Below are 14,530 nucleotides of genomic sequence, written 5' to 3'. Positions count from 1 at the left end.
TAACAAATATTGAAAATAAATGCTTATATAGTATCAAACGTGGGCAAGCCGGTAAAAACATGGAGGCTAGGAGCTTAAGAATGAAATACTTAGAGGCGATAAAACAGATAGACCAGCTGAAGGATTACCCTGTGCTTACAAACGAGGACGGTAAAATAATCCTTGGAGGAAGAAGATGGATACTGATGGACGTGGAGGCCTTCCCATCCTATATGATCAAAACGGCTTCAAACCTAATGGGAGAGAAGCTCGCCCAAGAGTTCGTCTACTGGTTCGGCTTAGCTTACGGGGAAAAAGTTGCAGAGAGGTATCAGAAGGTGGGAATACCGAATGACAAAATAATATTCTTGCTCCCCATGATCATCTCTGTTACAACCGGTTGGGGAGTAGCTGAGATAGTAGAGTACTCACCCCAGGAGGGTAGGCTGGTCGCAAAACTTTACAATGACTTCGAGAGTGAGTCAGCAATTCTCAACGGTGAAAAACCCACCAACAATTTTCTAAGAGGGGTGCTGGCTGGCATCTTTGCCAAACTGTGGAATGTAAAGGTACGTACAAGTACTGAGTTCAAGGATGGATATACCTTGGTCACCGTCACTAAAAGGTAAATTGAGGAAGAGTATTGAGCTTCGCTACTTATTGCGCCTGGCTAAGAGAACTCCAGCTAGTCCTTTCTTGCTAATTTCATCCCTTAGCCCCTTTAGACCCTTTTCGCCTAGAAGAGTTAGGATACCCTCCCAGTCTAGTAGTGAAATAATCAGCATTACAGCGATGAATAGAACAATAGAGACTAGAAGCTCGTACCAGAACATCCCACCAGTCATTTGCGCCACTATGCGTCCGCTGTAAGCAGTCGCTATACTTATGAGTATTTTCCCAGCGGTTATTCCGATGAAGAACTTAAGTGGACTGTAGCCCATCAGTCCTAGCGGGATCACTATTGCATCGTCGGGACTCGGAGTAGCGGCAAATAAGAAGACTGCCAGCATACCCCAGTTCCCAAGCATCTTAGAAAGTTTGTTGTATCTCTCACGGGTATCTTCTGAAAGCACTACGCGTGAAGCCCCCCTGCTCACTAGATAGACTATCAGCTTTCCAACGCCCCCGCCCACACCACTGATAATCCCGACTAGTAGGGGATTCGAGCCGGGTATCAGGGCTGCATAGAGGTACACAGCAATTAAATACGGTATGGGTATGAATGGGATGAAATTCCCAAGTATCGAAACTACAAATATTCCAAGATAGCCTCCGACCCCGCTAGCTATATTTAACAGCCAGTCAATTACAGGGTGCACAGAGAAGAAATCACTACGCACTTATAGGTTTTACCACAGCTTGCTCGATTAAGCTTCTTCTCTATACCATGGAAAAGTTAAACAGGGTGTTGACTCAAAGCTTTTTAGCGGTTAACCCCTCAAGTATTTCGCTATTGGGCGTAGGAGAAATATGCTGGATACCGGTGAACTATTAAAGAGGCTAGGACTTGAGTTTTACGCATATGTTGAGGGAGGAATAGAGCCGGAGAAGGCAGAGGTAACGTTTCGAGAAATCCTTAAGGCTTCTCCCAGTAGCCCTCGCCTCGACTATCTCCTCGATAAGAGACTGTACAAGCATCAGTACATGGCGTACCAGGAGCTCGTAGGAGGGAAAAACATCGTGTTGAAGTCAGGAACCGGGAGCGGTAAGACAGAGGCCTGGTGGCTTTACGCTGCCACGCATCACAAGAAGGTTTTGGCAGTTTATCCGACCCTTGCTCTATCATATGACCAGCTGTCAAGGCTGTCAGAGTACTGCCGGGCTCTCGGGCTTAAGATATCCCAAGTTGACTCCACTTCACGGTCTAAGAGGGAGGGGAAGAGTTACCCCCAGGTTAAGAGCGAGATACGGGCCTCAGATATAGTTGTAACTAACCCTGCTTTCCTTCTTATGGATATAAAGAGGGTGGCGTCGAAGCCTTCAAGCTCACTCCTATTAGGCTTTCTGAATGAGTTAAATCTCCTTGTTCTCGATGAGGTTGATTTCTATAGCCCGCGTGAACTCTCACTCTTACTGGCATTAGTCAGGATAATCGCTTCGCTACGAGAGGGGATACAGGTAGCTGTGTTGACCGCGACTCTCTCAAACCCTGAGGATATGTGCTCCGTTCTCAGGGAGTATACAGGTCGCGAATGCAGCATTGTGGATGGAACGGCCTTTAGGCGTGAAGACAGATATTATATCGTTCTCGGAAGGAACTTAAAGGATTACTGGAACAACCTACGAGACTACAAGAGCTTGTTGATACAGTCGGGTAACAAAGAAATCATTGAAGCAATGGAAGACTATGAGAAGTTCAGAAGGAACATCTATAAGGTTTTGGACGCACTCCAGACCTACGGCGTTGAAACACACCCTCCGCGCGTCGACCCAGTGGATATCATTAAGCATTATATAGATGACGAGTACGTGACCTTAGTCTTTACACGCAGCATTAACCGTGCCGAGGAGTTATATCGCAAGCTGAGAGAGCTCCTCCCTGACGAGAAAAAAGAGCTGGTTGCTTCCCACCACCATCTCGTAAGCAAGGAGAAGAGACAGACTATTGAAGACCTCACTAGACAAGGGAAAATCAAGGTAATCATTTCACCTAGAACTCTCACGCAGGGTATAGACATAGGTTTGATCGCGAGGGTTGTCCATGTAGGTCTCCCAGATGACGTAAGAGAGTTTCGCCAGAGGAATGGGAGGAAGGGCAGACGAGAAACAATACCTTATACTGAGACAGTTATTTTCCCTGGCTCAAGATGGGATAGAGAGCTATTGAGTCGAGGCGTAGATGTCTTGAGAGAGTGGATTGACAGCCCACCGGAGATCACCCTTGTAAACCCTGATAATAGGTATGGCTTCCTATTCTACTCGCTTTTCAAGGTAAAAAGTGGTCAAAGGCTGAACCAAAGTGAGGCTGAATTTCTAGAAAAACTTGGACTCTACCTTAAAGGGCAGTTAACAAAGAAGGGTGAACGCACATGGTACAATATCAATTTTTACGAGTTTGCTCCTCCCTACGGTATTAAACGTGTATACGTTGACGAAGAGAGCGAGAAATTCCTGGAGGATATATCTTTCTCAGACCTAGTCGAGAAGTTCCAAGTTGGTTGTATAGACTACTCTTCCGACGGCGTGGTAACGTCTATTCAAAAGGGTGGAGAAGCCGGAAGAGCTGTCCGAAAAGTCGTCGTGCAGCCACTTAGCGAGAATATCCTCTACAGATTCGAACCCTTCACCTATGCAATAGAAGAGTATAAGAAAATAAAGGCTAAGTGGGGTGAAAGGGCTAGCCTCTTCTACGATTATTTGAGGGGGAGGCTCCTCAGCGAAGCTATAAGCAACGTGATACCGCCCACAAGCGGTTTTGGAATGTACCACAAGTATCCGTGGAAAACGGTGTGGATAGTAGAGCGGGAGCACGGGAGGCCCGTCGAGACAGAGGCTGGGACGATAATAGTGAAAGATAGGAGGGTTGTCGAGATACCAGCCCTTACAGCCGGTAAGTATCAGGACTACACTTATGGCCGGTTAATCGAGCTAGACCATGGTGAGGATCTTCGGCGGATAAGGCTGGGGCTAGCATTCCTTATGGTTTTCCTTCGAGAGAAGTACAGGCTTCCCCTTTTTACTTTCTCCTATTCGCTTTCAAGCCTAGGAGGCAGGAAAACACTCGTCTTGTGGGAGGAGGAGTGTGCAGGACTAGTCGAGAAAATGGATTGGGGCGAGATATATCGCGAGCTAGAGCTATTCACTCCTAGCCAGCTAAGCGAGGTTCTCTTGCTAGCTAGGGACGAGGAGGCACATATAGAATGGATTGGACTTGGTGGTCGGTGGAACGTAGCGAAGGAGCTTGCAAAAAAGGTTGTCGGGTACATATTGCTCTCTGACAAGATCGCTATATCTCTGAAGGGCAAGGAGTTATACGTGCCGAAGCCTGGAAAGCACCTTAAGCTAGCATCCTTGGATTTGCTCCTTGTCCCACTCGACGAGAAGGGTGACATCGTATACGGCTATCTAGCCTTCTTCAACGGTGAAGAGGTTATAGTTGAGAAGATAACGAAAGAGTTTTACACGGTGCAAGGTGAGGGAGAGGTGGTGCGAAGACTGCAGGATTCATTGAACAACGGCTTCAAAATACTGGTGTTCGATATTGAGAGGCTCAGGGAGGAAATGCACATGCTCGGATTGACATACCACGCTGCGCTTCTAAGCGGTCTAATACAGATGAAACTGGTCAAGGATACAAGGAAAACTGCAGAGCAGTACCTGGGTGTAGAGGTTACGGGTCTCGAGCATGTGATAAGCAACCTTCCAGAAAACGTCAAGGCGAAGCTTGGCATAAACAGCTCGGTTAGTCTAGCTGACGTTGAGAGAGAACTAGCTAACAGTAGAAACTGGCTGGGTAAGAGGCTTTACAGGGATCACTCTAGAGGCACCCGCTTCCTAGATGATGCTTCCATAGCCTTAGCCGATTCCTATGTGAGAACTATCTACCTCCTTGGACTTATCTTGGAGGAGGAAAAGAGGAGCACAGAGAACATGGAGCAGAATAACTAAGTATTAAAACGAGACTCTTATCTTGTCTTTGTGCATGTATGACTGGTCGTAAAACCAAAATCATTGCAACCATCGGTCCGTCATCCTGGTCAGAGGATATCCTAAAAAGGCTATTTCTAGAGGGAGTTGAGGGGTTCCGTTTCAATTTTTCGCATGCGGATTACGAGGTATTTCGGGGTATAGCGGCGAAACTTAGAAGTCTTGAGACCCCGCAGAGACCCGTAACGCTGATAGCGGATCTTCAGGGACCCGTCGTTCGACTTGGAGGCTTCGACCCGATCCAGGTTCATCCGGGAGACAAGGTCACTTTTGTACAGGGAGAGAGATCCTCAGAAGGAATCCCTATCCCTCTCAGGACACTATTCGAATTAGCCTCACAAGGGGATCTCCTATACGTTGAAGGTGGCAGGCTTGCTTTCCAGGTGCTTTTTAATGACGGTGAAAAGATTCAGGCAGAATCTCTACTTGAGGGTGAGTTGAAGCCCAAGAAGACCATTACCATTAAAGGCAAGGAGTATCCACTCCCATCATTGACGGAGAAAGACGTCGGTGACGTCAAGTTTGCTGTGGAAAACGGGTTCGACGCCATAGCCTTGAGCTTCGTACGTCACGAGGGAGACATAAGGAGGTTACGAGAATTATTATACGATCTAAAAGCGGAGGACGTGAAAATAATCGCGAAGATAGAAACTAGGAGTTCAGTTGAAAACCTAGAGCCCATTCTCGAGCATAGCGATATGGTCTTAGTCGCGCGGGGCGACCTTGCAAACTTCTACAACTTAGAAGAAATATATCGGGTACAGGAAGATATCCTGCGGAAAGCCCGACTTAAGGGAAAACCAAGCATTGTGGCAACCCAGTTACTCGAGTCTATGATAAACAACCCTGTTCCCACACGCTCGGAGGTGGTGGACGTGATAACAGCGGTGAAGATGGATGCAGATGCCTTGATGCTCGCCGGGGAAACGGCAGCGGGCAAGTACCCTGTCGTGGCAGTGTCCTGGCTTAAGAGGATTATCGTGGAGGCGGAAAAACTCGAAAAAGGACAGTTAGCAGACTATGAGCCTCAAGACCACTTTGAAGCTATAGCTAAGGGAGTGGCTCTGCTCTCCAATATCATTGGAGGCAAAATCCTCGCTTTTTCAGAGAGAGGTAACACGGCTAGAAGACTGGCAAAGTTCAGGCCTTCCGCTGAGATGATAGTCTACACAAACTGGCCTCCCACTGCAAGATATATCAACTTATTAAAGGGTGTGAGAGCTGTATACGAGCCCTCCCTAAACAAGCACTCGCCATCTCTTTTCTCAGAGTTACTCGACAAAGCCGTGAAGATGGGGTTCGTATCCGTAGGCGATATAGTAGTCTTCACGGCTGGGCGTAGAAGAGGGTCAACGGACCTAATCAGCGTGGAACGCGTGCAAGTCTAGAGAACGATTAGTCACAGATAGATGGGTGTTTGCCCTCCCCAAGAGCCCTCGCCTCGTCTTCTTCAAGTTCGTGTAGGATGTAGTGAATCTCTTCCTGGGATATAACCACCTTGCCGTTTTCAACGGGATAGGCGTATGGCAGGTAAACTTCGAAGTGTCTTTTCTTGAGAGTTAAGCCCACCTGTACCGGAATTGAATTTAAGGGTCTCCCAAGCGATACCATTCTAGCCATATATATCGCTCCGTCTATTGTATACTGACCGCTACCTATGTTCCTGAACAGTACCCCACCACTCGCTCTTTCCGAAATCTCCTTTCTTGTACGTCCCCGTGGGGGATGATCCCCCATAATGCCTCCTACGACTATGATGGTATTCGAAGAAAAGTCAGTGGGTCTAAGCTCTTCTGTTCCTGAAGGATCAAGTATGATAATATTAAAGTCCCTCTTTAGCTCTTCAAGCTTGTCTAAGAAACTCTGGCTCTCAACACGTGAGGCAATGGAGAAAAGCTTCTCCCTCTCACACTCCTTCTTTACGTTAAAGACCCATAGGCTCTCGCGCCCAACTATCTTGGACGCGTGTGAAAGCTCTATGAACATCCACTTGCTTATGAATGGCTCTACAACCTCAACCGTAAAGATGGGGGACGCATACACCATCAGCGGGGTTCGACTCTTCACTAGTCCGCCCTTACAAGGCTCGTCATCTGGAGCATTCATATTATTTCAAGCTCTGTTATAAAGTATTTTTTATTCAGTGAGGGAAGCTTTACTGAGAGCCAGGCCTTGACCTCGGCTCCAAGATGCTTCTCCATAACGACTAGAGCTCTTTTCCCGCCAAGGGAGTCCTCGCTGATCGTTACCGTGACTGGGAGCCTCGAGATTTCTTTCTCAATACCCTTCTTATAGAGAGAATACGGGAAGTTAAAGTAGACATTTTTCTCGTCCTCGACAATAAGTATTTCCTCCTCCATCAGGGGCCAGTTAGGTAGATTCTCCATATTCCCCAGGGTATACCTATTCCAACTGACCATATTTAAAAAACGTTTAAGAAAAACGGCCAATACCCTATTATTTGTGGGCACTCAAACAGTTGAGGCAGATGTAGCAGAGGCTCGTCTTAGGGCAGTAGAAGAGGCGTTAAAACTCGTCAAGGACGGGATGCTGATAGGGCTTGGCAGCGGCACAACGCTCAGGCTCTTTATCGAGAAGCTTGCGGAGAAGGTTAGAAGAGAAAGGCTCGAGATATACTTCGTTGCAACCTCTTACGACACGAGTTTAACGGCGTCGAAGCTGGGATTAACAGAGAGACCTTTGCTAGACGAGTCACCCGAGATAGCATTCGACGGGGCGGACTACGTGTTCCCTGATAAATGGGTGGTGAAGGGTCTTGGAGGCGCTCTTTTCCGGGAAAAGATAGTGGACTACTTCTCCAGGGAGTACATAATCATAGCAGACTGGAAAAAGCTAAGAGAAAGGCCTACAGGCATCCCAATACCCGTTGAAGCCCACCCCTTCGCCGCCCAAAAAGTGGTATCGGCTCTAAAGTCCATGCCAGGCGTCATCCAGGCCTCCATCAGGATCTCAGGTAGTGGGAAGCTGGGACCAATAATCACTGACAACGGCAACTTCATAATCGACGCGGTGTTCCGGGAGGTTGAAAACCCGGAAACATTGGAAAAAGAGCTGATGACGATTCCCGGAGTAGTTTCAAACGGGGTATTCGCGCTCAAGAGACCCTCAAAGGTGTTAATAGGATATCCCGAAAAAGTTTCCGTAATCGTATAATTGTATACATGTCTGGAATTTGGGGAAAGAAATCTTTCATGTTTTCTCCTGTAGTTTGATTGGAATTTTTTGTTCAGGCCACTTCCACTCCTTCTTGTCCCGATCGAGCATTTCCCAGAGTCTAGGAACATCAGTGTATAGATCTAGCTTCATGTAGGATATGCCATATGGTGCCTCAACGTTATATGTCTGCGGTATCTCTAAGAACAGGGGATGATAACCGCAGAGAGGCTGACCCATATATATTGCATGATTCTCGCCGATAAAAGACATTCCATGTCCAGGAAGTAACGCTAATGCCTTTGCTACTCTCTCTGACTCGATACCTTTTAGATAATAAACAATGAATGGAGCCTCCATTGTACTTTCAAGCTTAAAGTAGGTTGTATAACGCCAACCCGGCTGGAAGTGTGCCCTGTAGTGATAGCTGAGCACCTGTTTTGATGGCGATTCGACTCCTCTGATTTTAGAGAAAATATCTGAGGGTCTAGTAAAGGGACCATATAAGAGTTTCCCCCATAATAGTATAAGGTCGTATTCATCGGGCATGCTTAGGGGCTTCGCTCTTGTCCTGGGTGGCACGTATTCAGCTGATCTATCTACGAGTTTCTCAAAATCTTTAGGCGTAACAGCTTCAAGTTCAGGATTAGGAAGCCATGCAATATACTCTTTACTAGTGAACCATTCAGAAACATCAACTTCTTCCCTTAAGGTTTCCATGTATTTGTCGACAAGTCGCTTTGGAATATAACTCATTATAAGCGTGCCAGATCCTTGCTCTGAAATTAGGGTTCTTAGACCTGTGGTTCCGAAGGGTACATGTCTAGGTACCCTCCCTTCTTGATCTAGTACTATAACTCGTGTAAGACCCCAAAAACTGTCATCAGTTATAACTCTAAATACTCCTTGTGTGGATAATTCTTTTAGTAAGCGTCTTACAGCTGTGTGCGATACTCCAGCGTTCCTGGCTAATTCGCGGAGGGTTCTAGAGTGTGGTATAGCATAGAGTAATTTTTTAACGTCAATTCTACTCCTCATAGAACGTTCAAAAATCAAAAGAAAAACAATAATTTAAACTTTAGCCAGATACGTATGGAGTCGGATAAGGATCCCTTTTCGGATCCGCAAGCCCGATTGCCGCATTCACCAAGAGTATGAGCAGCGGTATGAGTATGGCTGGATTCTTTAGCTGTTCTAGGACCAGTCTAATTTTGGTGTCCATGTTGGTCGTGATATATTGGCATAGGGTGTACTATAATTGTTTTTATTTTGGAATTTTATAAAAGGATTTTGTATTCCAATATCAAAAATTTATCTAGATGTAGTTTTATCGTTTACGCATGGGAGATGATCTCAAAATTGATATTTAAATACAATTTTTTTGATACGATTTATGATATTTTCTCATATTGTAGGAGGGCATTCTATTTTTACTTTGGAACTTGGATATTTATATAATTGGTGGAGTGTCAATAAGGGAAATTGTTTCCATGTGCTATGTGAAATACGTTGGGTTCCTGGTTTCCTTGGAGGGGTTGTGGGGTAAGGAGGGTGTAGATAGACTTAAAAATTGGGAGGTTATTTGGCTTCGGATTGTATATGCCAGTTGAATACGATGAGGAGCTTGTGGGAGAGCTCACAAAGATGTTTGCACAGTTGAGGAATCCTGTGACGATAAGGTACTTTAGGGATCCTGAAGCAGAGTGTATGTATTGTGAGGATACGGAGCAGATCCTGGAGCTTATCACTAAGACGTCAGGCGGGAAAGTTAGAATTGTTAAGCATACGAGTATGGATCCTGAGGCTAAGAAGTATAACATCCCGATGTTCCCGGCTATCCTGATTCATGGCGTTGACGAGTGGAATGTTCGGTATTTTGGGATTCCAGCAGGCTATGAGTTTGGCGCCTTTGTAGAGGATATTATTGATGCTTCCACTGGGCAACCCGAGGTTGACCCGAAGCTAGCAGAGCTTCTCAACAAATATGTTACGCAGCCTACGCGTATTATGATCTTTGTAACTCCAACCTGCCCCTATTGTCCGTTGGCCGTGAGGGCTTCTCATAGGTTTGCCATGATAAACAAGAATATCTACGGCGATATGATTGAGGCGCTGGAGTTCAGCGAGCTTGCAGACCAGTACGGTGTCTACGCGGTGCCAAAAAATGTAATACAAGTAAACGGCGTGGACAGGGTTGAATTCGAGGGAGCTGCCCCGGATCACTACTTTGTCGCAAAGATACTTGAGGCTTACCAGGTGGAGCTGCCTGCAGAGCTACGTGAGGCTATAGTTGGGATCACGACAGAAGAATCTGTTGTGGATGTAGAAGAACACGAGCACCACCATCACCACCACCATCATGAGCATCATCATGAGCACTACTAGATTTATCGAGAGCATAAAACCTTGAGACATTCTTCTCCTTCTTTTATTCTAAGAATTCGCGGTTGAGTATTGGAATCGATGAGGAGGAAATAGATGTGCTAAGATAAACTTTCTCTGGAGAGACGGGTCTAAAGAGGAGGTAAGGTTTTTATTCTCTTCCCAGTTGAAGATACGATTTTATGAGTAGTGGACTCCCTAAAGTCTACGACTTCAAGGCTGTCGAGAGTAAATGGCAGAGGTATTGGGAGGAGAAAGGGATCTATAAGTTCAACCGTGAGGATAGAACTAGGCCCACATATAGCATCGATACGCCTCCCCCCTACCCAAGCGGAGAGCTTCACGTTGGTAACGCGTTGAACTTCTCTTACATCGATTTTGTGGCCAGATACAAGAGGAAACAAGGGTACAACGTCTTCTTTCCGCAAGGGTGGGATTGTCATGGTCTGCCCACGGAGGTTCGTGTCGAGAGGATCACAGGTAAGAGGAAGAGCGAGTTTGAGCCTCAGGAGTTCATAGCTTTGTGCAAGAAGTATACCCTGGAATGGATCGACTCGATGCGTCGGGCCCTGAAGGGCCTGGGAATGAGTATCGATTGGTCGACGGAGTATATGACCATGGATCCCGACTATTGGAGGAGGACGCAGCTGAGCTTTGTGGAGATGTATAAGAAGGGATTGATCTATAGGGGAGAACACCCTGTTATATGGTGTCCCCGCTGTGAGACCGCGATAGCTGAAGCGGAGGTAGAGTATGTTGAGACTAATAGGCCTCTCTATTATTTCAAGTTCAAGGTCAAGGAGAGCGGGGAGGATCTAGTAATCGCCTCCACGCGTCCAGAGCTCCTGGCCTCCTGCGTTGCGGTTGCTGTAAATCCAAAGGATCAACGCTATGAGAAGATTGTAGGACTTCACGCTATCGTACCCATATATGAACGTGAGGTTCCCATAATAGCAGATGACGCTGTTGATCCCAGCTTTGGCACAGGTGCAGTCATGGTGTGTACCTATGGAGACAAGACAGATGTCAAGTGGCAGGTCAAGTATTCGCTTCCAGTAATTATCTCTATTACCGATAACGGGAGGATGAATGAGAATGCCGGTCCTCTAAAGGGGCTCACAATTGAGGAGGCACGTAAAAAAATCGTTGAACTATTGAAAGAGAAGAATCTCCTCGTAAAGGTCGAAAACACCCGCTCAACGGTCGGGACGTGCTGGCGTTGCCATACTCCCGTGGAGATTATTCCGAAGAAACAATGGTTTGTAAAGTCCACCGCGTTAAACAGCGCAGTACTCGAGGAGGCAAAAAGAATCCAGTGGGTGCCCCCCTACATGTATAAAAGGCTTGAATCATGGGTCTTAAGCCTTGACTGGGACTGGGTGATTTCACGTCAAAGGTTGTTTGCAACCCCGATACCAGTTTACTACTGCAAGGATTGTGGTTATGAGATGGTGGTCGAGCCGGAACACCTACCGATAGACCCCAGGTTTGACAAGCCCCCCGTCGAAAAGTGTCCGAGATGCGGTTCTAGAAATATTGTTGGGGAAAAGGACGTCATGGACACGTGGATGGACTCCAGCATAACTGCAGCTGTTCACGCTGGTTGGCCTGATAAATTCGATCTTCGCTTATTTCCTTCGGATCTTCAGCCAAACGGTTACGATATCATAAGAACATGGGACTATTATCTCCTATTGAGGGGAATTGCATTATTCGGGAAACCTCAGTTCAAGACTGCCCTCATTAACGGTATGGTTAGAGGAACGGACGGTAGAATGATGCATAAGAGTTACGGTAACTACGTTGCGGTCAGTGATGTTCTCGAAAAGTACGGCGCCGACAGCTTTAGGCTTTGGGTTGCTATGGCCGCTTCAACTGGGCAGGATGTAAGATTCTCCTGGGAAGGAGTAGACTATGCGCATCGCTTTCTCGTCAAGCTGTGGAACGCTTCAAGGTTGCTCTACAATTACCTAACGAATTATATGCTTCAAGCCGAAGACATGGCGTTTACAAGAAGCGTTGACCACTGGATGCTCGGGGAAGCAGCTAAAATGGTAGAAACTGCCAGGGAGGCTCTTGAAAACTTTGATTTCCAAAAGGCTTCCCAAGTTGTTGTCGAGACGATGTGGCATGAGTTCTGCGATCATTACCTCGAAGCGATTAAATACAGGTTATCAAGGGGTGATAGGGGAGCTTTGTATACCTCCTACATTGTCCTCCTTTCGGCACTAAACATACTCTCTGTTTTCGCACCTCACATAAGCGAGGAGATATTTGACGTCCTATTTAGATCCAAGGAGGGTCATGCTAGTATAACTACCGCTCCATGGCCCGAGAAGCCGATCTTCGACGAGAAAAAATCCCAGATAGGTGCCATGATTATAGCCACTATCGCGGAAGCTAGGAGGGCAAAACACGATGCTCGTATATCCCTGGGAGCCCCGATGAAATCCATTCACGTCCACTCTGAAAAACACTTTGAAATCCTTGGCGAATTTATAGAGGATTTGAAGGGTACCCTTAAGGCCGAGAATGTCATATTACACCGCGACAACTCGGGGAGCCGCAAGGTCCCTGAGTTCCCAGATATTTCAATAGACATAGAGCCCTGACTTAGCGAGGAATAAATTAATCTGTCCCAGCCTTCTCTTAACACATATGCTGGATACACCCAGGTATCTGGGCAAACTACCTCATCTCTCGGTAGGTGTACGACTTCCCGAAGTGTTTCTCGAGGGAATAATGAGTGGGTTCAAGACCGGCAACAGCGCAGGAGGGGTAATGCTTTCTTACCATCGGGAAACAGCGCCCGAATATGTTATAAATGCTCCTCCAGGGGACTTCGAGCTGACAAGGGGTCATACAGGTACAAGTATAAGGCACTACATAGAAGCCTCCGTAGCGAAAGCTAAGGAAAAAGGCGTTGTCGTGGAAGTAGAGGCAGACCATGTGTCGGTTTCTGTCTCGAGCGAGGCGGTGAAGAGGATCTCAGGTGGTGGCACGCACAGAGTGCTTAGCGAGGAAGAGGTGAGGAGTGCTCTAAAATACATTGAGGACGAGATCAGGGAGGCTGTGTCGACGAGAAACATTTACTTTTATACTATAGACACTTGTGACCTCATCGATTACTCGTCAGAGAAGATCGCTGTGGATGAGCTACGAACAGTGTTCAAGGACCTCTATCCAGCCAGCCTAATAGAGCGTTACAAGGACATAAACGTGGTGGTCAATGGAACCAGGATAAGGTTTGACGAGGAAAAAGTGATGCGCTTATCGCTAAAACTTATGAGGAGCATCGATGTCTCAGAAAGGATTTACAGGATAATAAAGGAAATGACTCCCTGGCCCTTCGGCATCGAAATAGCTTTTGACGAGACCCCGGTTACGTCTGACCCCCATGAGTTATTTTTCGTGCTAAACGAGTTGAGGACGAGAGGCATACCTGTAGACTTTATAGCCCCTAACGTCGGGTTTCAAAAAAGAGAGGACTTTACAGGAGACCTTGAGACATTACACTCGCGTGTCAAAACACTTCACGAGGTAGCTTCCTTTTTTGGATCTTTACTCTCTTTCCATAGCGGTAGCGGGAGTTCACCCTACTCTATGAAGGGAAAAGGAGTTCACGATATAATAAGGAGGGCTGCAGGAGGGCTATTCAAGTACAAGATATCAGGCGTATACTTCGAGCTTCTAATGCAGTTGATGTCAAGGAGCGATATTCCAAGCGTTAGACGCCTTTACGAAGAGATATATGACGCGGTAATAGAGCTTCTGGAGGATCAGGTTAAGAGGAAGGGCGAGCTGTACGACGAGGTTCTGGTGAAAAGGCTGGAGGAACATCGTAAAAAGAGCTTGAACGGATATGTAAGAGATTCTGAAAGCCCCGTGTTCCGTTACTACTCGTTTTTAGCTTTAAACATTAGGAGGAATGGAGAGAGATATCTTAGGAATGCCATTGTAGAATTATATTTAGAGGATAAGGGGTTCAGAGAACAGGTAGACAGAGAAATCTCAGCTCTCACGGTAGCCTTTCTTGACAGCTTGGGTTTTCGCGGCAATGTGAGATTACTCCGTTGAATATATAAAATACCCACTAAAGAATTGATACTTATGAGGGGGAAAAGCAGGGATTGCTCTTCATTATGTGAGGAACTAGTAGAGGAGTGTCAACGTAAATGTGACAAAGAGGTATCTGAGTGTATGGAGGACTGCGCAGGCCTGGAGGATGAGAGCTGTTTAGATGTGTGTGAAGAAACTTGTGAAAGAATGAGTAAGGCTTGCATTGATTTTTGCAAGAATGTTGAGAATAAGTGTCAGGAGCTTTGTGAAGAAGTAGAGGAGTAAATTC

12 protein-coding genes are annotated in these 14,530 nt (G+C 46.5%); 7 read left to right on the top strand and 5 right to left on the bottom strand.

What is annotated here, in order from left to right; all coding sequences use genetic code 11:
• Positions 1-59: 59 nt before the first annotated feature.
• Positions 60-608 carry a type III PLP-dependent enzyme domain-containing protein gene (locus tag MA03_RS08395; protein ID WP_052884810.1) on the top strand — a complete coding sequence of 183 codons (549 nt, stop codon included), beginning with the start codon at positions 60-62 and terminating at the stop codon, positions 606-608.
• Positions 609-632: 24 nt separating this feature from the next.
• Here MA03_RS08395 and MA03_RS08390 read toward each other — a convergent pair whose 3' ends face one another.
• The gene (locus MA03_RS08390; RefSeq protein WP_191118578.1) at positions 633-1,319 is read right to left on the bottom strand and encodes a VTT domain-containing protein; all 687 of its coding nucleotides are present in this window, start codon (positions 1,317-1,319) and stop codon (positions 633-635) included.
• 130 nt (positions 1,320-1,449) lie between these two features.
• Here MA03_RS08390 and MA03_RS08385 point away from each other — a divergent pair, with 130 nt between their 5' ends.
• Together MA03_RS08385 and pyk are read left to right on the top strand one after the other, a co-directional pair.
• Entirely contained in the window at positions 1,450-4,587 is a 3,138-nt protein-coding gene (locus tag MA03_RS08385; RefSeq protein WP_052884808.1) for a DEAD/DEAH box helicase, read from the top strand.
• Positions 4,588-4,625: 38 nt separating this feature from the next.
• The gene (pyk, locus tag MA03_RS08380) at positions 4,626-6,014 is read left to right on the top strand and encodes a pyruvate kinase (protein WP_052884807.1); all 1,389 of its coding nucleotides are present in this window, start codon (positions 4,626-4,628) and stop codon (positions 6,012-6,014) included.
• Between the two features lie 7 nt (positions 6,015-6,021).
• Here the strand turns inward: pyk and MA03_RS08375 are convergent, their stop codons facing one another.
• Positions 6,022-6,732: an RNA methyltransferase gene (locus MA03_RS08375; RefSeq protein WP_052884806.1), complete on the bottom strand. Its 711-nt coding sequence runs from the start codon at positions 6,730-6,732 to the stop codon at positions 6,022-6,024.
• Positions 6,729-7,013, bottom strand: a complete 285-nt coding sequence (locus tag MA03_RS08370) for a hypothetical protein (protein ID WP_052884805.1) — start codon at positions 7,011-7,013, stop codon at positions 6,729-6,731. The genes MA03_RS08375 and MA03_RS08370 overlap by 4 nt, the downstream gene beginning before the upstream one ends.
• A gap of 76 nt (positions 7,014-7,089) precedes the next feature.
• Between MA03_RS08370 and rpiA the strand changes: the two genes are divergently transcribed.
• On the top strand, positions 7,090-7,800 hold the full coding sequence (gene rpiA / locus MA03_RS08365) for a ribose 5-phosphate isomerase A (protein WP_052884804.1): 711 nt from the start codon (positions 7,090-7,092) through the stop codon (positions 7,798-7,800).
• 36 nt (positions 7,801-7,836) lie between these two features.
• Here the strand turns inward: rpiA and MA03_RS08360 are convergent, their stop codons facing one another.
• Positions 7,837-8,838 carry a MarR family transcriptional regulator gene (locus MA03_RS08360; RefSeq protein ID WP_052884803.1) on the bottom strand — a complete coding sequence of 334 codons (1,002 nt, stop codon included), beginning with the start codon at positions 8,836-8,838 and terminating at the stop codon, positions 7,837-7,839.
• 40 nt (positions 8,839-8,878) lie between these two features.
• Entirely contained in the window at positions 8,879-9,022 is a 144-nt protein-coding gene (locus MA03_RS08885) for a hypothetical protein (protein ID WP_191118577.1), read from the bottom strand.
• Positions 9,023-9,399: 377 nt separating this feature from the next.
• Here MA03_RS08885 and pdo point away from each other — a divergent pair, with 377 nt between their 5' ends.
• From pdo to MA03_RS08345, 3 genes are all read left to right on the top strand, one after another.
• A complete protein-coding gene (pdo, locus tag MA03_RS08355; protein WP_052884802.1) occupies positions 9,400-10,185 on the top strand; it encodes a protein disulfide oxidoreductase in 786 nt (261 codons plus the stop codon).
• A 179-nt stretch (positions 10,186-10,364) separates the two neighbouring features.
• On the top strand, positions 10,365-12,794 hold the full coding sequence (locus tag MA03_RS08350; RefSeq protein ID WP_052884801.1) for a valine--tRNA ligase: 2,430 nt from the start codon (positions 10,365-10,367) through the stop codon (positions 12,792-12,794).
• Between the two features lie 46 nt (positions 12,795-12,840).
• Positions 12,841-14,259, top strand: a complete 1,419-nt coding sequence (locus tag MA03_RS08345) for a tagaturonate epimerase family protein (protein WP_052884800.1) — start codon at positions 12,841-12,843, stop codon at positions 14,257-14,259.
• Positions 14,260-14,530: the final 271 nt, after the last annotated feature.

The organism is Thermofilum uzonense, from assembly GCF_000993805.1.
Lineage (GTDB): Archaea > Thermoproteota > Thermoprotei > Thermofilales > Thermofilaceae > Thermofilum > Thermofilum uzonense.
This window is presented reverse-complemented; position numbering and strand designations above follow the sequence as displayed.